Origin of the sequence: Arthrobacter sp. NPDC093128 (assembly GCF_040683875.1) — a bacterium.
In the GTDB taxonomy this organism is placed as follows: domain Bacteria; phylum Actinomycetota; class Actinomycetes; order Actinomycetales; family Micrococcaceae; genus Arthrobacter.
In genome coordinates this window covers 14,676-35,379 of record NZ_JBFBEY010000025.1, presented here as the reverse complement: position 1 = coordinate 35,379, position 20,704 = coordinate 14,676, and the positions used below count along the sequence as shown (strand labels likewise).

The 20,704-nt window shown below is 62.1% G+C and carries 17 protein-coding genes and 2 pseudogenes; 7 read left to right on the top strand and 12 right to left on the bottom strand.

Annotated elements, in window-relative coordinates:
* Nucleotides 1-5 precede the first annotated feature (5 nt).
* The 8 genes and pseudogenes from AB0N24_RS22935 to AB0N24_RS22900 form a co-directional block, all read right to left on the bottom strand.
* Nucleotides 6-1,037 carry a DUF4192 domain-containing protein gene (locus AB0N24_RS22935; protein WP_364129511.1) on the bottom strand — a complete coding sequence of 344 codons (1,032 nt, stop codon included), beginning with the start codon at nt 1,035-1,037 and terminating at the stop codon, nt 6-8.
* 828 nt (nt 1,038-1,865) lie between these two features.
* A pseudogene (locus AB0N24_RS22930) lies at nt 1,866-2,390 on the bottom strand (transposase); the annotation flags it as partial.
* A 993-nt stretch (nt 2,391-3,383) separates the two neighbouring features.
* Nucleotides 3,384-4,559 (bottom strand): serine hydrolase, encoded by a 1,176-nt coding sequence (locus tag AB0N24_RS22925; RefSeq protein WP_364129509.1) that lies wholly within the window; start codon nt 4,557-4,559, stop codon nt 3,384-3,386.
* A gap of 38 nt (nt 4,560-4,597) precedes the next feature.
* Nucleotides 4,598-5,389 (bottom strand): ATP-binding cassette domain-containing protein, encoded by a 792-nt coding sequence (locus tag AB0N24_RS22920; RefSeq protein ID WP_364129506.1) that lies wholly within the window; start codon nt 5,387-5,389, stop codon nt 4,598-4,600.
* Nucleotides 5,386-6,321 carry an ABC transporter ATP-binding protein gene (locus AB0N24_RS22915; protein ID WP_364129503.1) on the bottom strand — a complete coding sequence of 312 codons (936 nt, stop codon included), beginning with the start codon at nt 6,319-6,321 and terminating at the stop codon, nt 5,386-5,388. Before AB0N24_RS22915 ends, AB0N24_RS22920 begins: the two co-directional genes overlap by 4 nt.
* Nucleotides 6,318-7,355 (bottom strand): ABC transporter permease, encoded by a 1,038-nt coding sequence (locus tag AB0N24_RS22910; RefSeq protein ID WP_364129501.1) that lies wholly within the window; start codon nt 7,353-7,355, stop codon nt 6,318-6,320. Before AB0N24_RS22910 ends, AB0N24_RS22915 begins: the two co-directional genes overlap by 4 nt.
* Nucleotides 7,352-8,368 (bottom strand): ABC transporter permease, encoded by a 1,017-nt coding sequence (locus AB0N24_RS22905; RefSeq protein ID WP_364129498.1) that lies wholly within the window; start codon nt 8,366-8,368, stop codon nt 7,352-7,354. Before AB0N24_RS22905 ends, AB0N24_RS22910 begins: the two co-directional genes overlap by 4 nt.
* Before the next feature lie 71 nt (nt 8,369-8,439).
* Complete coding sequence (locus AB0N24_RS22900) at nt 8,440-9,837, bottom strand: ABC transporter substrate-binding protein (protein WP_364129495.1); 1,398 nt, start codon at nt 9,835-9,837, stop codon at nt 8,440-8,442.
* Nucleotides 9,838-10,133: 296 nt separating this feature from the next.
* Between AB0N24_RS22900 and AB0N24_RS22895 the strand changes: the two genes are divergently transcribed.
* The 3 genes and pseudogenes from AB0N24_RS22895 to AB0N24_RS22885 all read left to right on the top strand — a co-directional run bounded on the left by AB0N24_RS22895 (nt 10,134) and on the right by AB0N24_RS22885 (nt 12,572).
* Entirely contained in the window at nt 10,134-11,015 is an 882-nt protein-coding gene (locus AB0N24_RS22895) for a LysR family transcriptional regulator (protein ID WP_364129492.1), read from the top strand.
* 165 nt (nt 11,016-11,180) lie between these two features.
* Nucleotides 11,181-11,370 (top strand): annotated as a pseudogene (locus AB0N24_RS22890) (alanine dehydrogenase); the annotation flags it as partial.
* 185 nt (nt 11,371-11,555) lie between these two features.
* On the top strand, nt 11,556-12,572 hold the full coding sequence (locus AB0N24_RS22885; RefSeq protein WP_364129490.1) for a LacI family DNA-binding transcriptional regulator: 1,017 nt from the start codon (nt 11,556-11,558) through the stop codon (nt 12,570-12,572).
* Here the strand turns inward: AB0N24_RS22885 and AB0N24_RS22880 are convergent.
* Together AB0N24_RS22880 and AB0N24_RS22875 are read right to left on the bottom strand one after the other, a co-directional pair.
* Entirely contained in the window at nt 12,569-13,384 is an 816-nt protein-coding gene (locus tag AB0N24_RS22880; RefSeq protein WP_364129488.1) for an SDR family NAD(P)-dependent oxidoreductase, read from the bottom strand. The genes AB0N24_RS22885 and AB0N24_RS22880 overlap by 4 nt on opposite strands.
* On the bottom strand, nt 13,381-14,244 hold the full coding sequence (locus AB0N24_RS22875; RefSeq protein WP_364129484.1) for a sugar phosphate isomerase/epimerase: 864 nt from the start codon (nt 14,242-14,244) through the stop codon (nt 13,381-13,383). The genes AB0N24_RS22880 and AB0N24_RS22875 overlap by 4 nt, the downstream gene beginning before the upstream one ends.
* 149 nt (nt 14,245-14,393) lie before the next feature.
* On the opposite strand from AB0N24_RS22875, the gene AB0N24_RS22870 reads away from it, so the two are divergent.
* The 3 genes from AB0N24_RS22870 (at nt 14,394) to AB0N24_RS22860 (ending at nt 18,248) form a co-directional block, all read left to right on the top strand.
* Entirely contained in the window at nt 14,394-15,734 is a 1,341-nt protein-coding gene (locus tag AB0N24_RS22870) for an MFS transporter (protein WP_364129481.1), read from the top strand.
* A gap of 134 nt (nt 15,735-15,868) precedes the next feature.
* Nucleotides 15,869-17,689: an FAD-dependent oxidoreductase gene (locus AB0N24_RS22865; RefSeq protein ID WP_364129478.1), complete on the top strand. Its 1,821-nt coding sequence runs from the start codon at nt 15,869-15,871 to the stop codon at nt 17,687-17,689.
* A gap of 268 nt (nt 17,690-17,957) precedes the next feature.
* Nucleotides 17,958-18,248, top strand: a complete 291-nt coding sequence (locus AB0N24_RS22860; protein ID WP_364129581.1) for a hypothetical protein — start codon at nt 17,958-17,960, stop codon at nt 18,246-18,248.
* Between the two features lie 229 nt (nt 18,249-18,477).
* Here the strand turns inward: AB0N24_RS22860 and AB0N24_RS22855 are convergent, their stop codons facing one another.
* Together AB0N24_RS22855 and AB0N24_RS22850 are read right to left on the bottom strand one after the other, a co-directional pair.
* Nucleotides 18,478-18,852, bottom strand: a complete 375-nt coding sequence (locus tag AB0N24_RS22855; RefSeq protein ID WP_364129475.1) for a hypothetical protein — start codon at nt 18,850-18,852, stop codon at nt 18,478-18,480.
* Nucleotides 18,853-19,080: 228 nt separating this feature from the next.
* Nucleotides 19,081-19,698, bottom strand: coding sequence for a TetR/AcrR family transcriptional regulator (locus tag AB0N24_RS22850; RefSeq protein WP_364129472.1), 618 nt, complete (start codon nt 19,696-19,698; stop codon nt 19,081-19,083).
* A gap of 85 nt (nt 19,699-19,783) precedes the next feature.
* On the opposite strand from AB0N24_RS22850, the gene AB0N24_RS22845 reads away from it, so the two are divergent.
* Complete coding sequence (locus AB0N24_RS22845; protein WP_364129571.1) at nt 19,784-20,701, top strand: carbon-nitrogen hydrolase family protein; 918 nt, start codon at nt 19,784-19,786, stop codon at nt 20,699-20,701.
* Nucleotides 20,702-20,704: the final 3 nt, after the last annotated feature.

Genomic DNA, 20,704 nt, shown 5'->3' with positions numbered 1-20,704 from the left:
GCGGGTCAGGACGCTTCGAGGCCCCAGGGCCGGAAGGCCCGGTCTTTGTCCATGTTCCAGCCGGCGACCATTCCGGAGCCGATCATGAGGTCGCTGAGCCTGGCCAAACGGTAGGCGGGGTCTGCTTCGAGGGCGAGTTGCAGGAACTGGTGGGCTTTGCTGCCGCGGCCTTCCCACCAGTTGACGAAGGCGATGGCGGTGAGGATGGGGGCCGAGTGTTTGGTGCTGCTGTGGGTGTACGCGTGGAGCAGCAGCTGCTGTGCCCATTCGACCCGGGACCACTGTGGCCCGCCGTGTGTTTGGGCCAGGAGAACCCGGTCCATCGGTTCGTCGATTCCGGGGATGTCGGCCATGAGCTGGTCGCGGATGGCGGGGGCCTGGAAGTTGGCAATCAGGCTGATGGTCTGATCGTCGTTGGGGTAGGAGATCGCGTCCAGCATGCCGTCCCAGAGCGTCCTGGCTTGCTCGAGCGCCTCGCCCGCGTTCATCCTGTGAATTGTTTTCACGCGGTCGTCGACGGCGTCCGCTGTGCGGCCTTCTTTCGTCGGTGCCGGCAGGGTGATGTGATTGGTCGGTGCGATGGTGCTGCCGCGGTAGACGAATTCGGCGTTGATCTGGCTGGACTGGGTCGCCTTCAGCGGCTGTGTCGGTCCGTCGTGGGGGTCACCGTCGTATGGGGAAACGGTGTTGTCTCCGACGAGGAGTCCGTCTCGGATGGTCATTCCGCGTTCGGCCAGTGCACATGTTAGTGCTGCGATGGTTGCTGCGTGTGGTTTGGGCTGTCCGGGTTTCTGGGGTTCGGAGGTGTACACGGCGAAGAGCACGCTTGCGGCGCTGGCGTCGTGGGCGAGGTAGTCGGCCACTGTGCGTGCGTACCTGAGTCCGCCCTCGCGGTTGGGGAGGTCAACTCTGAGTGTAGCCCCCACGCGGTTGGCGTCCAGGGTGATGCAGACGAGGCTTTCGTGCGGCCAGAACCCGAGGGTGTGCCCAACGAAACTGAGCACGTCGGCAGGGGTTTTGATGGTGAGCGGTTCCATGTTCCTTCTCCTTCAGCGACTGGCCGGCACCGGATGTGTCTGTCAGATTTCGGCGTCGTTCTGATACACGGAGTCACCGCTGGGTTTGAGGGTCCGGAGTGCAACTTGGGGAACCGGGAGGGGTTGAAAGTTTCGAGAGGATATAAGCGACAGGGGAGCGCCGAACGAAACTTTGGATCGAGCCCGGCGTATAGCGCCCTGGTTGCGCGGAGGACCCGCCCAGCGATGATGGACGATCAGAATGACAAACAGCGAAGTTGCTTCTGGTGGTTCATGGACGTGGGGGAGCGGGGCGGCATGACGCCGTCGAATCCTGCGGGGGTTCGTCTGGAATCTATTGTGTTAGGCGTGGGCCGGAGTGCTTTGCGAGGGGCGAGTTCGGTATGTTCGATGACGGCTGTGGGGTGTGACTATGGTCGTTCTCGCAGGAAGAGCATCGCCAGGTCGCGGGCTAGTGCTTCGATGGAAGCCGTGCGGCTTGCGTGTCTTGTGCCGTCGGGCTTCTTGTGGCGTTCCGATGCCGAGGGACGTTCGGCGTTTGCCTGAAGAATCCTGCTTTGACCCGGGTTTTGGATGTCATCGTTGTGGATGGGGTCGTAAAAGATGAGTGTTAGCGGCCACGAAATTGCCCGCTGACGGCCAGTAAAACTGCCCGCCGGTGGCCATGAGATCTGCCCACTTCCTTACTGAACCGACCGCGTCTTAATCGGTGGGGGCCTCTCCCTGGGGTTTGATGACGGTGTCTAAGCGCACCAAAAGCGAACCAGGAAGAGGCCCTGTATGAAGGCTGAGAGCCTGTCAAGTTCTTTGTGTAAGTGAGGTGCTGGCTCATCGGTTCAGGTAAGGTCCGAGCCGGTCGGGATAGTTCAGAACGAGGACGCCAAGGGCTTCACTCCAGCCTTGCGTGAAGGTTCCTTCAACGAGTTTCTCAACACTCTTACGGTTGCTGCGGGTCCTTGAATCCAGTTTGGACCGTTCCTTGGCGCGTTTGTCTTCGATGTTGCAGATGGCCAGCCACAGCAGTTTCACGGCGGCCTGGTCGTTGGGGAAGTGTCCGCGGTTCTTGATGATCTTCCGCAGCTGGTAGTTGAGCGACTCGATGGCGTTGGTCGTGTAGATGATCCGTCGCACCGGCGGCGGGAACGCCAGGAACGGGGTGAACTTCTCCCAGCCATTGCGCCAGGTCCGCACCGTTGCGGGGTATTTCCGTCCGAGTTCGGAGGCTTCGAAGGCATCGAGTTCGTCCTGCGCGGCGTCGGCGGTCGGGGCGGTGTAAATCGGCCTGAGAGCCGCTGCGACCTTCTTCCGGTCCTGATAGCTTATGAACCGCATCGAGGCGCGGATCAGGTGGATATTACGCCGACGTCGGCATAACGTGCACTTGATCCGGAACACTTTCCGGCATCCTGGGGGTGGAGCGATTGAGTCAATCCAAAGCAAATGACTGTTTCCCCTTAGCTTGGATCAAGCACTCAGGTTCCGACAGATGCACATCCCGGACAAATCAGTTCCTCATGGTCGTTGCTTTGATGCCTGTGAAGCCACTGCACCTTCGTAGTGTCACTTTCGTGTACTAAGACTCGTCCGCGGCCGTGATGAAGCTGCACCCAAAATATCCTTCCATCATCAGTGATGGCGTCGATTGTGCCCACGTTCGGAAATTCACCTTCTCGCTGCACAAGCACTTGATCCCCGGGCCTGAGGTGGATCCATTCCTCAGGACTAATCGGGCGCTCCGCATCAAGTGGCTCACACATTGGGCAACCTTGAAGCAGAAGAGACAGACCACTGGTCTCTCTCAACGGTGATTCCAAACGGGACTTCGGCGCTGACTTCCACGGTAAATCGTTGGTACTCCTGACGTGTGAGGAGGACCCCATGTCTCCCTTGCAGCGCTGCTATGTTTTCGGTGAGAGTCAGCGCGTTATCTAGGATCGCCGCCAATTCAGAAGCAGCCGAGCAATTGACGTCCAGGGTGAGCCGCATAGTTATTCTTTCTAGGAAGAGGTCCGCTTTGCTCGCAGAAGTGCCGACCCTCGGGGTCGGCGGAGACACGATAAGCGGCCCGATCTGTATTCGGGTCGACAGAAGCTAATCCGTCTCGGGGCTATAACAGTAAAAACAGTATTCTGTCTCCGAAAGGGCAACCGGGGCTATTCCAAGGGGCGTCCTTATTGCGGGCCGGTGTGTCCTTCGGCGCGTCGGCGGGGAGATTTCTCATCATCAAGGGACGTCCTCATTGCAAATGCGTACTCAGCCATGTTGACGGCTGGGACGTTTCCCCGAACGGATCTCGTCCAACGCATAAAGCAGTCGCCGCGCGGCTCTTGAGAGGGCCTCTGGTGCTCAATTATCGAGGAGCTCGATTACCCGTCGGAAGCCAGCCGCGTGTCGGAGATTATGGGCCACAGAGGTGGCGTCCGGGCATGAGGAGAACTTAACGATCACAGTTCTGCTCGGGGGGTCGACCCACACAAACTGCCCGTGGATTCCTACGGCGTAGACGGTTCCACGGTCGTCGCCCGGCACCCAGAACTGGCTCCGGTAGCTGCCCTGCGGATGCGCCTGCTGGTAGGCGCTGCCGCGGGCCAGGATAGGGTCTCCACCGCGAAGGATGTCCTCAATCCAGTCCTGGGGCACTACCTGTCGGCCGCCTGCACGTCCGCCATCAAGCAGGAGGGCACCGACTCGAAGCAGGTCCCTGGTTGTGCAGCCGATGCCTCCGTTGGCGAAGGCGAAGCCTGACCGATCAGTCGTAATAAAGGCGTCGTCCTCTGTGCCGAGGCGGGACCAGAGCTCCGTTGCGATGATGTCCGCGTATCGGAGGCCTGTTACGTTCTCGGCGACCCAGGCCAGCACGTCTGTCCCGGCAGAGCAGTATAGGAATGCCTGTCCGTGCTGCCCTGCGGCGTCCAGGGAGGCCAGGAACTCGTAGTTATCAGCGGGATCGTCGTGCCGCGGTGAAGCCCAGCCGGCGATCCGGTCCTGCTGGCGGACCTCCGAGTCGGGGTCGGCGTAATTCTCGCTGTACCTGACACTTGCGGTCATGTCGAGGACGTGCCGGACGGTTGCGTCGCCGTAGCCCGCGCCGGCCAGTGCGGGCACATACTCCCGGACGGGCTGCTCGGGGTCGATCAAGCCCTTGCCGACCAGAATGCCGATGACAAGGGCACAGATGGACTTCGAAACCGACATCAGCACGTGCCTGTCATGAAGGCCCATCGCGGTGTAGCGCTCATACACGATCTCGCCTCGGTGGAGGACGGCGAAGCCGTCGGTGTGGGTTTCTTCGAGAAAGTCCTCGACTTCCTGCCACGCCTGGTACGAGGTGAGCGCAAGGTCCCTGTGTAGCCACGGCCGGGGGTGCCTGCTGCGAAGGATAGCGGCGGTGGTCACGAGTTCGTTCACATGGGAAAAGCCCCAGCGGCTGTACGGGGTCTGCTGCCAGTTGTCCAGAGTCACGGGCTGGTCGAAGTTCTCCAGGGGGTACCGGCTAACTTTCGTGGAAATCTGTGTGGGCACGGGTGTACTGCTTTCTGTCGGTGGTTGCTGCGGCCGGGTTACGGGTTAAGGCGCGAAGCAGAGGAGTGCCCAGGCGTTGCGGCGATAAGGCCCTGCGTGTATGGGTGTGTCGGGTTGTCGAAGACTTGATCGGCTGGGCCAGCCTCGATGACTTCCCCCTGTTTCATCACTGCGACATCGTCGCTGAGGTACCTGATCACGTCGAGATCGTGGGAGATGATCAGGTAGGTCAGGTTCTGGCGCTGCCTAAGGTCCTGCAACAGATTCAGGATCTGTGCCTGTACTGAGACATCGAGGGCGCTGGTCGGTTCGTCGAGCACCACGAGTTTGGGACTCATGGCCAGGGCGCGCGCGACACCGACGCGCTGGCACTGCCCGCCGGAAATCTGGTGCGGGTAGCGGTCGTAGTGGGCTTCTCCAAGCCCTACGTCGTGAAGCAGTTCGTGGACACGGCTTTTGACCGCCTGCCGGCTGAGCTTCGTATGGGAATTGAGCGGCTCGGCAATAGACGCGCCGATGGTTAGGCGCGGGTTTAATGCGGCCACGGGATTTTGCAAAACGAACCCTATCCGGGCGCGGATCGACCGCAGCTCGCGCTCGGACGCCATGCATAGGTCGCGTCCGTCGAAGACCACCCCGCCACTGGTCGGGTGGATTAGTTGCATGGCGCAGCGGACCAGAGTGCTTTTGCCTGAGCCGGATTCCCCGACCAACCCAAATACTGAGCCGGCGGAGACGGAGAAGGACACCCCGTCGACAGCCCTGATCTGTGTTCGCCCGTGACCCGAGAAGACTTTCGTGACGTTCTCTACACGGAGCAGCTCGCTCATAGCTCGTCCTTTCGAAGGCAGGCGGCGGAGTGGCCCGCAGAGGTGGATTCGAGTGTTGGGTCGGTGGCGAGGCACTTCTCCAAGACGAACGGGCAGCGGTTGGCGAAGGCACATCCCTGCACCTTGAGAAGGTTGCCGGGGACTGTGCCACCAACTGCGGCAAGGCGTTCTCCTCGTGGCTTGCCTGCGGGCAGTGCGCCTATGAGGCCCCGGGTGTATGGGTGCCGGGGCGTGGTCAAGACATCCACGACCAGGCCGGTCTCGATTACCCGGCCGGCATAAAGGACGGCTACGCGGTCGCACGTATCCCGAATGACCCCGAGGTTGTGGCTGATGAGGAGGACAGCGAAGCCAAACTCCGTGCGGAGGCGACCCACGAGATCAAGGATCTGCTTCGCCACGGTCACATCCAACGCGGTTGTCGGCTCGTCCAGAATGAGAAGCCGTGGCCGGCGCAGGAGGGCCATGGCAATCATGGACCTCTGGAGCATGCCGCCGGACAACTCGTGCGGGTAGGCCCCATACACGCGGAGCGGATCCGGCAAGCCCACCTGATCGAGGTGGTGTAGGACCTCGGCTCGGGCCTGCGCCTTCGACTGCGGCCGGTGTCGGGTCAGCACTTCTGTGAGCTGGCTTCCGATCGTGAAGACTGGGTTGAAAGCGGTTCCGGGGTTCTGGAAGACGATCGCGACGGCATCACCCCCGTCCGGAGAAGAGGCTATCGATACGTCACCGGAGCGCACCACGCCCTGGGGGAGGTGCCCTAGGATCGCCAGCCCGGTCAGGGACTTGCCGCAACCAGTCTCGCCGACGAGTCCGAGGATCTCGCCTTCAGTCAAGTCCAGGTCGATACCGCGGACAGGCCGATTGGTCACCGTGCCGCGGTCTGTGACCTCGACAGTGAGGTCTCTTACTTTGAGCAGTTCTGTCATCTCTTCACCTGTCGGGGGTCGAGGAGGTCGCGAAGGGAATCGCCGAGCAGGTTGAAGCCGAGCACGGCGAGGAAGATCGCCAGACCGGGGAAGACGGAAATCCACCAGGAAGTAAAGATCACGCCCCGGCCTTCGGTGACCATGAGCCCCCAGTCCGGCAGGGGCGGCTGGGTACCCAGACCGAGGAAGGCCAGGGAGCCGGCCGCCAAAATGACGCTGCCGATATCAACCGTGGCCTGTACGAGAATGGGGCCGGTGCAGTTCCTGAGCACATGCTGGAGCAGGATTCGAAGGGGATGGACTCCAATGGCTTTGGCGGCCTCCACATAAGGGCGTTCCCTCAGGGAGAGCGCCTCCGCCCGAACAAGCCGTGCGTACCAAGGCCACCAGCTGATTGCCAGGGCGATGCCGGCATTGACAAGGCTGGGGCCGAGGATGGCAACGGTGACCATGGCCAGGAGCAACGGCGGGAATGCTTGAAATATCTCCGTCACCCGCATCAGAAACGCGTCCACCCTCCCGCCCCGATAGCCCGCGATGGCTCCGAGGGGGATTCCGATAAGTGCAGCTACTGCGACGACGAAAAGGGAGACGGCGAACGCGGGTTGGGTGCCTAAGATGACCCGGCTGAGGACGTCTCGTCCCAACTGGTCAGTTCCCAGCCAGTGCTGCACGCTGGGGCCTATGTTGCGGTTCGCCGAGTCGGTGGCCCCCATCCCCTGCTCGGGGAAGGGCGCCAGCCATGGCGCGAAAAGCGCCATCAAGGCGAATCCGAGCACGATGAGGGCACCGATCGCCGCCATTCGATCGCGGCTGAGGACGGTGAGAATGTGCCGGAGTCCTGCAGGTACACCAGTGCGTGAGGCGGGCAGCCCGTCAGCTGCGACCAGTGGCGCGGTTTCCGGTGCGCTGCCCACCGCCGTCGTTCCTTCGATTCCCAGGAGGGCCGCGGTGGGCAGCCCACCAGCGGCTGCCACTTCCTCTTGGGGCCGACGCACCTTCGCGTCGCTGTGGTGCTGAAGGGGATTGTTCATGAGAGAGCCACCCTTGGGTCGATGTTGGCCTGGAGGATGTCCACGGCCAGATTCGCGATCAGGTAGCCGACGGCCCCTAGCAGGGTTATGGCCATGATGGCCGGGTAGTCCACGGCGAGCATCGAGGAGCTGGCGAACTGGCCGATGCCCGGCCAGTTGAAGACAAGCTCGACGAAGAACGTCGCCGTGAGGGTGTAGGCAGCCGCCATGCCGCCCACTGTCAGGACCGGTGGCAAGGCGTTGCGCAGGGCGAGCCGCCAGTGAATGCTGCGCTGCCGCAAGTCGTAGGCCTTTGCTGTGAAGATGTAGTCCTGGTTCAGGACCTCCAACATTGACGAGCGCGTCATGCGGGCGATGAGCCCTAGAGGGTAGGCGGCAAGCGTAAGTGTCGGCAGGATGAGGTGGAGGAGCCCGTCGTTTAGGGCCACGAAGTTTCCGGTGAGAAGGCTGTCCAGCAGCGGGAAGCCCGTCACCGCCGTTGTAGGGGAGGTGTATTCCAGATCCCGGCTGAACTGCCCAGTGGCTGGCAAGATACCCAGGCCACCGACGAAGACGAGCTGTAGGAGCAGGCCAAGCCAGAAGGCAGGCATGGAGATTCCTCCAATGGCGAGGAACCGGACGAGTCCGTCGACGATCCGGCCGGGCTTCTTAGTGGCCCAGACGCCGAGGGTGATGCCGCCCACGAACGCGACGACCATAGCGGCCATAAGCAACTCCAGTGTGGACGGCAGCCGGCTGAGGAGTTCGTCCAAGACTGGACGCTTCGTGGCCAGGGAGGTGCCCCAGTTGCCCATGAAGAGGTCCTTCAGATAGACGAAATACTGTTCCCAGAGGGGGCGGTTGAAGCCAAGTTCTGCCCGGATTCGTTCCAACTCCTCCGGGGGTGCCTTAGGACCGGCGTAGATCACCGCCGGATCGTTGGGCACCAGGCGGGAGAGGATGAAGACGAGTGCGGTCAAAACGAGTAGGACCAGAATTGAGCCGAGCACACGTTTGGCTGCGAATCGCAGCATGTTTCACCACATTTCATGGTTGTCGGGAGTAAAGCGCGCGGGTGCAGCGGCAGCGCCGCACCCGCCGTCGGCTATGAACGGGGCTTCATCCCCGCGAAGAACACCGTGAACGGATAGTTCTCGTTAAAGGGCGCAGCCTGCAGGCCTTCAGGGACCACGGAGATGGCCTTGGCGTCGTAGAGGAAAGCGGCAGGAGCCTGATCGTGGAGCATATTCAAAGCCTGGCTATACAAGCGCTGGGCGCCCTGCCGATCTGCACCTGCGAGCGTGACGGCCTCATCTACGAGCAGGTCGTACTCCGCGTTTTTCCAGTAACTGAGGTTGAAGGACGGTTTCTCACTGGAGCGGAAGAGGGAGACCATGTTATCGCTGCCGGCGTCGCTGTAAGTGGGCCAGTAGTACAGGACGAAAATATCCTGTGCGCTGGCGGGATCGGATTTTGCGTTCTTCCACTGTTGGTTGAACAATTCCGATTTGACCTCCAGATCAACGCCGATCCGCGCGAAGGCGTCCTTGATCAACGGCACAAAGCGCACCTCTGCGGGGTTCTCGGAAGAATAGGTGAGCTTAAGGTGAAGACCGTCGCCGTGTCCTGCCTCGGCGAGGAGCTGCTTGGCCTTGGCGAGGTCTTGGGTGTACTGCGGAACGGACTCATCGAACGGGTAGATTCCGTCTGGCACTGGACCGTGCGCCTGACTGCCGTAGCCTTGGCCGCCCACGTCGATGATCTCCTCGTACGGGATTGCGTAGCTGAGTGCCTGGCGCACTTTGGGATCATTCAATGGAGCCCGGGTTGTGTTGAACATGGCCAGGAAGTTGAAAGGCGACTTGGACTCGTTGACGGTAAAACCCTGCTCTTTGATGGTATTGACGTTCTCCAGCGGGACGTTGGTCGCGTAGTCGACTTCTTTTGCCACGAGCATTTGTTGCGCCGTCACAGAGTCCGGGGTGATGGCGACATCGACAATGTCATAGTGGACGGGCGCTTCCTTGTTCCAGTGCTTGTCAAACTTCTTGAGCACCACCTTCGAACCCGGCGCGTAGGAGTCGATGGTGTAGGGACCGGTGCCGGCATCCTTGCCGGCCTCGAAGTACTTTTCGTCAGCTTTCGACGCTTCGAGCGCCTTGGGTGACACTATCCATGCACCGTAGGTGGATGCGGCGACGAGATCCAACGGTGCGGCATTCTTGAGATGGATGACAACAGTATGCTCGTCGGGCGTCTCCAAGGATTGCACCGGAGCCCATATAAACGATGCTGCTGCCCGCTCCATGGCCGCTTCGATGCTCGCTTTGACCGCAGCGGCGTTGACAGGCTCGCCGTCGTGGAACGTTGCTCCTTGGCGGATATTGAAAGTCCAGGTCTTCCCGTCTGCGCTGGCTGACCAAGATTCGGCGATAGCGGGGGAAAATTCGTCGGGGGAACCGGCGGGGTTCTTCCAGATCAGTGGCTCGTAGATGTTGCCCATATAGAGAGCTTCGGTTGAGAAAGAACGGACCGGGTCCCAAGTGGTGATAGCGGCGGAGGCTGCGACGGAAAAAACCTTCGGGGCGTTGTCCGCTTTTGGTGCGGTAGTGCAGGCCGTCATGGCGACGACGCAGGTGGTGGCCAGTGCTGCTGATAGGACTGTCCGCCGTGTAGGAGTAAGCGCCATTGGATCTCCTCAGATCGGGTGGGGTGGGAAATTCGATCTCTTCAGCGTAAGAGCGAGTGCATATAGCTGTAAAATACCTATTTCGACCGTTAAATATGCCTGGAGGCTATATGGAACTGCGACGCCTCACCTACTTCATCGCCATCCTCGATGAAGGATCGATTAGCAAGGCCTCTGAAAAGCTGCTGGTTGCCCAACCCTCTCTGTCGCGGCAGTTGCGGCTCCTCGAAGATGAATTGGGCCTGATCCTCTTTGACCGTGTCGGCAAGAGGCTCGTGCTGACCGCCGCCGGCCGGGCGTTCGCACGGATTGCCCGCGATCTGGTGACAAGGGCCGAGCAAGCCAAAAGCGCGGCACGCACCATGGCTTCCGGGGCAGCCAGCTCTCTACGGGTTGCTGCCGCTCCGGCCACCATCTCGGACATTATTGCCCCATACATCGCCTCGCAGGGACCCACCAATCCACTGACCGACGTCATCGAAGCGACGCCGGCCACAGTATACGGAGAGTTGGCGTCAGGAGACGCGGACTTCGCGCTGGGTACGCGACCGCCGCCACCGGAACTGGCGTCTGTGGTGGTGGGCCAGTTCTACCTTTGGGCGCAATGCGCGCCCGGCCACCCAATGGCAGAACTGGACCGGGTCCCCTTGACAGACCTCGTAAAGTGGCCGCTCATCACCATGACCAGGGACTTCTGGGTCCGCCGACTCTTTGATGACGCCGTCGCAGGCAGCCAGCTGACCTATACCACGGCATATGAGAGGAGGTCTGCGGAGGTGATTCAGGCGCTTGCTGCCGCTGGAAGGGGTGTTGGTGTGCTCTCCGACGACCCGCGCTTCGGGCTTCTGGCCAAGCCCATCGCCAACGACGGGAAGGATCTCCTCTTCACTATCTACGGTGCGTGGAGCCCCCTGCATTTTGCCGCCCCTGCCATCGCTGACTGCCTCGCGGAAATGACCCATTTCATGTCCGTCCTCTACCCGCGGTCATAGGGTATAGATTCGCCTCCGTTTTTAGACTGGCCTCATTCCGCCCTCGCTCGAGAGACGTCGAGGAACAGTGATGTCTCGGCAATGGAAAGCAGGCCGTCCAGCGGATCGGGCTGGGAAGAGAACTTCACGATGACAGTGTCGCTCGGCGGGTCCAGCCAGATGTATTCACGTCCCACAGCCTACGAATCCCTGATCTTCGAAGTTGAAGGCATCCGCCACTACTGCGTAGCCAACATGCCCGGTGGCGTACCGCGCACTTCCCCCGCAGCCCTGACCAATGCGACCCTGCCCTAGCATAGAAAACGCGCTGGCCGCCGACCCGGTATTGAACCTGGGAGTAAACATCAGGGTGTGACTGTTAGTTCGCAATGGCGGCTTTTTCACAGCCCGGGTTGCGGTTCTAGCTGATTCCGATGACGAGGTGGAAGGCGCTGAACGGTGCCGGCGGTCCTCTCGACCAGCGGCGCCTGCCTCATGGTCGGTACTGGAGCTGCAGTGCGGTGCTGCTGAGCTGGGGTTTTGGTGAAATACGATGGTTGGATGGTAACCAGTGTTGATGTGGCCCGGCACCTGGGATTGTCGCAGTCGACGGTTTCACGTGCTTTGCGGGGGGATCCGGCTGTGGCGCCTTCTACCAAGGAGCGGGTTTTGTCCGGGGCCAGAGAACTGGGGTACGTGCCGGATGCGGCGGCCCGCATGATGGTCACGCGGCGGACGCATGCGGTGGGGGTTGTGGTTGCGGATCTGACGAGCCCGATTTACCCGGTCATTGTGGAGTCGTTGCAGAATCGGCTGCTGGAGCGTGGTTACCGGATGGTGTTGATCCGGGACCCGGATATTTCGCCGGATCCTGAGGCTGTTGATGTGCTCGACCGTGCGACGGTTGACGGGATGATCTTCGTGTCGGCGCGGGAAGGATCTGCCGCGGTCCGGCGGGTTCTTGACCGTGGCACTCCGGTGGTGCTGCTGAGCCGTGATGATGTCAACGTCGATGTTGAAGCGGTCCTGGCGGATGACAGGGGCGCCGGTGAGCTGGTGATTTCCCATTTGCGGGATCTGGGACACACGAAAATCGGGGTACTGTCGACCCTGCGGGACCGGTCCAATGGCCGTGACCGCGAGGACGGTGTCCGCGCTGCCATGGAGAGCCGCGGCATCGCAGTACGCGAGGACTGGATTCAGCACCTCCGTTTGACACACGAGGACGGCGTCCGGGCCGCCCGTAAGCTGCTGGAGACGGAGGACCGTCCGACGGCTCTGTTCTGCGCGACGGACGCTTTTGCGTTTGCTGCCCTCGATGCCGCAGCGCAACTGGGGATCAGTGTCCCGGAGGAGCTGTCGATCGTCGGATTTGATGATTCCGGGCCATCCCGCTGGGCTTTTGTGAACCTGACCACCGTGCACCAGCCCATTGCGGAGATGTCGTACGAGGCGGTGGACCGTCTGGCCGGGAGAATCGAGGGCGAGCCTCCCAGCCAGACGCGGAAGCCCGTATTTCCGGTCAGGCTGGAAATACGGGGGACGACGGCGGCCCCGACAGCGGCAGTACTGACTTAAGCGGTATTGCGGCCGCCGCTCAGGTCGAGTGTCTGACCGGTCACGTAGCTTGCTTCCGTTGAGAGCAGCCATGTGGCCAGGGCGGAGAATTCCTCGGGGAGTCCGATCCTGCCCATGGGTACCTTGGCGAGCAGCTGGGCGTTCCGTTCCGGGCTGAGGTCGTGAAGGAGCCGGGTCTTCATCATCGACGGTGCGATGGAGTTGACCGTGACACCATAAGGCGCAACCTCTTTCGCGGCCGTTTTGACCAGGGCCACGAGCCCGGCCTTGGATGCCGAGTAGGCGGCCTGGTGCGGGTTTCCCTCACGGGCGGAAATTGAGGACAAGATAGCCACCCGGCCGTATCCCTGTTGTGTGAGGACCGGGAGGATACTGGCCAGGCCGTGCAGGCAGCCGTCCAGGTTCACGCTCAGGGTTCTGGCCCATCCGTCGGCGGGCATTTCGGTCACCGGGACCTCGGGGCCCTGGATTCCGTGGGCGAACAGCGCCCCGTCGATCCGGCCATACCGCTGCAGAACTGTCTGGACGGTGCGGTCCCAATCGGCCCTTTCTGTGACGTTCAGTGCCATGCAGTTTGTCGGGCTGCTTCCGTCGCCCAGCCCGCCGTCGGCGACGTCGGTGCAGACGACAGTGGCGCCTTCGCGTGCGAGCCGGTCCGCGGTGTCGGATCCGAGCCCGCCGGCCGCGCCGGTGACCAGGATGACCTGATCGGCGAAACGCCCGGGCCAATAGATCTCGGCACTGGCGGTCCGGGGCCCCTGGGGGCTGCCTGCGGCAGCCGCCGGTGTTGTGATTTCGGTGAGTTCGCTCATGAGGTTGTCTCCATTTCAGTCTTCAAAGGTGAGCCGATCAGAGTCCCGGCTGCGGTGTGGAGGTGCTTGAGGTGGGCATCTGTGCCGGCGGCCTCGACGGCCCAGACGTCAGGGACCTCGACGCTGACCGGTGTGCCGGGAAGGGCCGCCAGGATTTCCCGCAGCGGGAAGACACCCTCCCCGGGGGCCAGCCTTTTCGCCCGCGACTCGATCTGCCGGGCGGATCCGTTCACGTCCTGTCCCAGCGGCATGCGGTGCGGGACAGGCAGTGCCGGGGTCTCGGCCGGGCCGTCACAGAGCTGGATGACGGTCACCGCCCCTGCCGGCAGGGCTATCAGCTCGGCGATGAGGCCGCCTGCGCGCACGAAATGGAGCGCGTCCAGCATGATTCCGCAGCCGGTCTGCCCGACAAGCAGGCCGGCGGCCGGGATGGAGTCAAGGGGCTGGTACGAGATCGGTTCAATGGACGGGCGGATTCCGTACTTCCTGGCATCGTCAACCAGCGCCGCAAGGCTGTCCGTCAGGCGGGCGCGGTCCGGATCACCACCGATCACATTAAGAACGCTCGCGCCGAGGGCTGCGCCGGCCTCCAGTACCGGTTCCCATTCATTGCGTCCGCGGTGTCCGTCCAGGGTAAAGACCTCAACGTCGCGTACGGCGAGTCCCGTGGCGGCCAGGCGTTCAAGTGTCTGCGCTGACATGAACGAACCGGCAGTCATGGGGTACGGTGCTTCACCGCGGGTGGCCGGGTGAACCCGGATCCCGACAGAGGTATAGCCCGCAGCTGCCGCTGCGTCCACCAGCTCCGGCGGGCTCAAATGCAGCGCCGACAAGTGCGCCAATCCGATCGTTCTGTTCATAACTTCCATCCTGCTCACTGGTGGTTGACTGCTATCAAGAGATGTGCCTATGATTTAGATCACTAAATGACTACGTAGTCATTAAAGCACTCAATCCGCTCGCCCGCAAAGGTGCAGCCGAGCAAACAGAAAGGTTGCGGTGAACCGCAATGCCCAGTTCCCACACTTCGAGCACCGGGGGTACCGCCATGGGCGCCCTGAACCATCCTCCCGTCGTCATCAGTGCCAAGGCAGGGCGGCGGGCAGCGCTGGCCAGCACTGTTGGCGCCGTCGTTGACTGGTACGACTTCTTCCTCTACGGCACTGCTGCCGCCGTTGTTTTCGGGCCGTTGTTCTTCCCATCGGACAATCAGGTCGCCGGGCTGCTGGCCTCGATGGGTTCGTTCGCCGTCGGCTTCCTGTTCCGCCCGCTCGGCGGGGCGATCTTCGGCCACTTTGGCGATAAGTACGGCCGCCGCACCATGCTTTTCATCACCGTCATCATGATGGGACTGGCCAGCACGGCCATCGGGCTGCTCCCCAGCTACGCCGCGATCGGCGTCGCCGCACCCATCCTGCTCGTGACCTTGCGGGCCATCCAAGGCATCGCCGTCGGCGGCGAATGGGGCGGCGCGGCCCTGATGGCTGTCGAGAATGCACCGGCAGGAAAGCGCAACTTCCTCGCCACCGGCGTGCAGATCGGATCTTTCGTCGGGCTGCTGCTGGGCACCGCTGCGTTCTCCCTGGTCACCGCATTGACCACCGCGGAACAGTTCCTTGCCTGGGGCTGGCGGCTGCCGTTCGTGATCAGCATCCTCTTCGCCCTGGTCGGCCTCTGGATCCGGGCCGGTGTGCCTGAATCGGCAGAGTTCACCGCCGTCAAGGAAGAACACAAGGATGCCCGTGCACCGTTGGCTGAAGCGCTGCGGACCAGTCCCAAGAAGATCCTGGCCGTGATCGGCATGCGGATGGTGGACCAGAGCACCTTCTACATGGGCTTCACCTTCTCGCTGGCCTATGTCAAGAACTTCACCGACACCCCTACCTCCACGGTCCTGACCGCCTCGATGGTCGCCATGGTCCTGGCCATCCCCTTCCTGGCACTCTGGGGACGCCTCGCGGACAAGTTCGGCCGGAAGTGGTTCTACATCATCGGCCCCCTCGCCGCGGCCCTTGCAGCAGCGCCCTTCTTCGCTGCGCTGGAAAGCGGCGAACTGATCCCGATGATCCTTGGCTTCTTCGCCCTGATCAATCTCGGGCACAACATCTCCACCTGCGTCCAGCAGACCTGGTTCACCGACATGTTCGAAGTCCGGATCCGCTACAGCGGCGCAGGCTTTGCCTACGCACTGGCCGGGGCAGTGGGCGGCTTCATCCCGCTGATCGCCACAGCCCTCATGGCCAGCAGCGGCAGCTGGGTCCCTGCCGCGGCGCTCCTTGCCGGGCTTTGCCTGGTAGCGCTGGTCTCGAGCCTCTGGTCCTACAAGTGGGCCAACAAGGAACACCACTGAACCCAAAACGCAGGACGCACCCAAGCCAGCGGTAAGGCGAATGCGCGGCCAACCAGCGGTCAAAACACCCGGTTGCCCGCGCATTCGCCACCTGCTACCGATCACACGAAACCAACAATGAAGGCCTGACCCGAGTGAAGACCAGCAAATCTGATGAACTGACCACAGCCCCAGCCAAGACCCTGGACTGTGATGTCCTGGTCGTCGGCTCAGGTGCCGGCGGCCTGTCCGCCGCGGTCACCGCCGCCTACCACGGGCTGAAAGTCGTGGTCGTTGAAAAGGGCGAGGTCTGCGGGGGCGCCACGTCCTGGTCCGGGGGCTGGGCCTGGACCCCGGGAAACCCCTTGGCCAAAGCCGCCGGCGTCAACGAGGACCGCGAACTCTTCCGGACTTACCTCCGCCACCGACTCGGCACGAAGTACCGCGAGGACAAGGTCGAGGCATTCCTTGAAGCCGTCCCGCACATGGTCGGGTTCTTCCAGGACAAGACAAGCCTGCAGTTCGTGCCCGGAGCCAAGATCAAGGACATCTACGGCAACACCCCGGGCGCCGGCACCGGGCACCGCTCCGTGGGACCCAAACCGTTCAACGCACGCCGGATCAAGCCCGAGCTGCGCGCCAAAATGCGCCACCAGCTCTACGAAACCTCGTTCCTGGGCATGGGCATCATGGCCGGCCCGGACCTCACCAAATTCCTCTCCGCCTCCCAAGGCAACATCCAGGGTTTGTTCCACGCGACCTGGAGGGTGGGGTTCCACCTGCTGGACCTGATCACGCACCGGCGGAACATGCAGCTCGTCAACGGCACGGCACTCACCGGACGGCTGTTGAAATCCGCCGATGACCTGGGCGTGGACATCCGCGTCTCCACGCCCGCCACGCGCCTTCTCACCAATGAGGCCGGCAAGGTGACCGGCGCCGTCGTGGATTCAGCCGCCGGCAGCTACACGATTAACGCCTCCCGCGGCGTCGTCCTGGCCACAGGCGGCTTCCCCAACGACATTGCCCGCCGTAAGGCGCTCTTCCCCAAGACCCCCACGGGCCGGGAACACTGGACCCTGGCCCCAAAAGAAACCACCGGAGATGGCATCACCATGGCCCAGGCCGTGGGAGCCCGCTTCGACACCGACGTGGGGTCCCCGGCCGCCTGGTGTCCGGTCTCCCTGGTCCCATACCGCAAGGGACGCACCGGAACGTTCCCGCACATCATGGACCGCGCCAAACCCGGCAGCATCGGAGTCCGCCGGGACGGAAAGCGCTTCGTCAACGAAGCCAACGGCTATTACGACTACGTCGAAGGTCTGCTCAAAGCGACCCCCGACGGTGAGCCGGTCGAGGCCTGGCAGATCGCCGACGCCGAGTTCGTGCGCAAATTCCCGCTGGGGATGACCAAGCCCCTGCCCGTCCCGCTCTATCCTTACCTGCGCTCCGGGTACCTCAAAAAAGGAAACACCATCGAGGAACTCGCCGCAGCCTGCGGCATCGACCCGGAAGCCCTGGCCAAAACCGTGGCCGACTTCAACGAGAACGCCCGCAAGGGCGTGGATCCGGACTTCAACCGCGGCGCCAGCGAATTCAACCGCTACGGCGGAGACCCCAAGAACACGCCCAACCCCTCGCTACGACCGCTGGAAAAGGGACCGTTCTACGCCGTCAGGATCGTCCCCGGATCCTTCGGCACCTTCGCAGGCCTCGCCGCTGACCCACGGGCACGGGTCCTGGACAACAACGGGCAGCCCATCGCCGGCCTCTACGTCGCCGGGAACGACCAGGTATCGGTCATGGGCGGACACTACCCCGCCGGGGGCATCAACCTCGGCCCCGCCCTGACCTTCGGATACATCGCCGGACGCGACCTCGCAGGAGCCACACACTACGAAGACGACGCCACCCCTGCCCCCGAAACAATGACCGGGAACGATGACGCCACGGACACACGAAGTTCTCGCCGATGACGTACTTACCGGAACCCGGCACCAGTCGCTGGAAGGATTCGGACCGTCAGGATTCGCGACCCCAACGATCTTGAAGGAAGGGGCCCCTGGACGAGCCTTGTGGTCAAAGGCCCGAGGGAGCATCTCTATAGGCCGTATCTCATTCGCCCCTATGAAACCCACCCTTTGAGTCCCTGTGCTGGCCGCGCCGCTTCCACGGCCAGGTCGCCTGACCACAAGCAGCACCCAGGGCAGGAAGCCGCAGCGAGAAATCTAGAAAGTGAAACCCGTGGAGAAGAAGAAATCCCGGCGCCCAAGCGAGGGCTTCGTGCCTCAAGACTGGACGGGCCTCCTAGCAGGACAACACGTATGGGTCCGGCCCAACGACGGTGCGACCTTCGCAGCCGTCATCGAAACGAAGACCAGTAATTCCAGCGCAGTGTGGATCCTACGTGATGACAGCTTGCAGACCCGGCAAGTTTTCGGGCATACCGAGGGCATCCACCTGGTTCCGATCGAACAAGCTGCCGATCCGGCAGACCAGGCGAGCGAGGGACCCTGGAAGGAACCCAGGCAATGAAATCCAGCCCGGATTCGGTACACATAAGAGAGAATGAAGATGCGCGACTCGACGAAAGAATGACCGACGCCGTAGCCAGTTTTATCAACGCCGCCGCCAATTACTGCGGTACCGTCCGGACCCGCCACAGCCACACCTGCCGCCGAGTGCGGTATGAGGGCGATCATGCCCACCATCAGGAGCTGCCGGACGGGGCGGATGGTGAGCATCTCTTTGTAGCGTGCAAAGTTCACGGGCTATCCTTTTGTTTCCATGGGCAGCCCCCGACACGGGTGGGGGAGTACGGCGCCATGTACAGTCCCGCCCCGCGGTGAAGGGCCCGCAGAGCCAGGGCAACGGGCAGGCCAACCGCCATGGAGCCCGGCACGACAACGGGCGTATAGTGTGCGGTGTTGCCTAAGGCCGTTCCCAGCTCTGGATCGGTCAGCACCGCCAGCACGTTGGCCAGGCCGACAAACTTCGCCTGGCCCGAGAGCGGTTTCCAGTCATACAGGGCAATCACGAACGCCGCGGCGGCAGGGACGAACACGCAGGCCAACAGGCCCAGCAGCGCAGGAGCCAGCAGACTCCTCGAGGTGAGACGCAGCGTGCGGCGAGGATCCACGGACCGTCTTTCTAGGGTTAGAACTGTGGAGTTTGCCGATAAATGGCGGCGTTCTGTGATCGCTTTATCTCGCCGACTGAGCCGCGAGCTGTCTTGTATCGCTTGAGATTCGTGACACATAGGTCGTAGCTGGCGCTCGGAGGTCTGCATTCGCCAGCAATCTACAATGTCTCAAAATTTTCTCGAGTCCGAAAACTGGTTGTACCGGCGCCGGTTGACCAGAAGGCGTCAGCTGAACTGCAGGCTGTTGCCTGTCTTGGTTTTCACCATGTTCGTCGCGTAGGTGATGAGGAATTCGTACTCGTCTTCCGGCCTCAGGTCGCCGAGGAGCACGTCCATTACGAGGCCGTCTTCGAGCGCTACGAAACTCCTGGCCAAGAACTCGGCTGGTGCTGTGAGGTTGAAGGCTTCCTCCTGCGCGCCTCGTTCCAGGATCTCTTTGTAGAGGTTCGTTTGCCGCTCCACAAATGCCATCTGCTGCCTAGCCGCGGCTTCGTTCCGCAGATACACGGGAATGAGCTCTACGAGGATGCGGGACGCGGCTTCGCTTTCCCCGGGCCAGGGAACACCTGAGTGGATACAGGCCCTCAACTGCGCTTCCGGGTGGCTTTCCGCCTGGATCCGGGCCTCTCGTCGATCACAGTACTCCGACACACCTTGATGGAATACCTCACTGAAGAGCTCATCGACGTCCCGGTAGTAATACAGCACGGCAGCAGGTGTGACGCCAGCTTCGCTGGCTATGTCGGAGAGGCGGGCTGCTGAAGAGCCTCGGTCCAACAGGACCCGACCTGCTGCTGCCACCAATTGGTCCCGGCGGGCTGTCTGGTTACGCGGTCTTGCCATGATCACAATGCTTCCACACCACCCTTCAAAGTGACCCTTGACACACCCAAATTCATTAATTAATCTTTATTTAAGAAACTCTCCAATGCAAGGAATCCCTCTCATGACCCGTCTTCTTCCCCTGGCTCTTGTGCAGACACCTGCCGAATCAATGACTGATTTCGCTGCTGGTCTAGAACGAAGGGTCAAAGCACATGCCGTCGCCGACCTTTTCGTGTATCCGGAACTTCACTTGAACACGGCGGACTCGCCGGACCCCGCGGACAGTCAGGCCTCTATGGAAGCCTCGGCCGAACCCCTTGATGGGCCGCGCGATCGCACTCTTGCCGAGCTTGCCGGAGATCTTGGGATCTGGCTTCTGCCTGGCAGCGTGTTGGAGCGCGGCGGGGACGGGCGCATCTACAACACTGCCGTTGTCTACTCTCCCGAAGGGCAGCGCGTGGCCTCGTACCGGAAAGTCTTTCCGTGGAAGCCCTATGAAACGGTCAGTTCCGGAACGGAATTCGTGGTCTTTGACATGACCGGATATGGCCGCGTAGGTTTGTCCATCTGCTACGACGCATGGTTCCCCGAACACAGCCGGCATCTGGCGTGGATGGGCGCAGAGCTCGTTCTCAATGTGGTCCGAACCCCGACCAACGACCGTGTCCAGGAAGTTGTCATCGGTCAAGCCAACGCAATCGTCAACCAGAACTTCGTCGCCAGCGTAAACGCGGCGAGCCCCAACGGCGTGGGCCGGAGTCTCCTGGTTGATCCTGAAGGCCGCATACGCATCGAAGCAACCGGACCCGAAGACGCAACCTTGGTCGATGTCATCGACCTGGACCAAGTAGGGAACGTACGCCAATATGGCACCGCGGGCGTCACCCGGCCCTGGGAACAGTTCAGTGAAAGCGACGACGCTATTCCACTGCCGCTGTACTCGGGCCAGCTAGAACCCCGACTCTGGCGTCAGACCAACTCCCTGACAATGCCCACCAACCTCAGCTCTGTCCCAGCCTAAGGA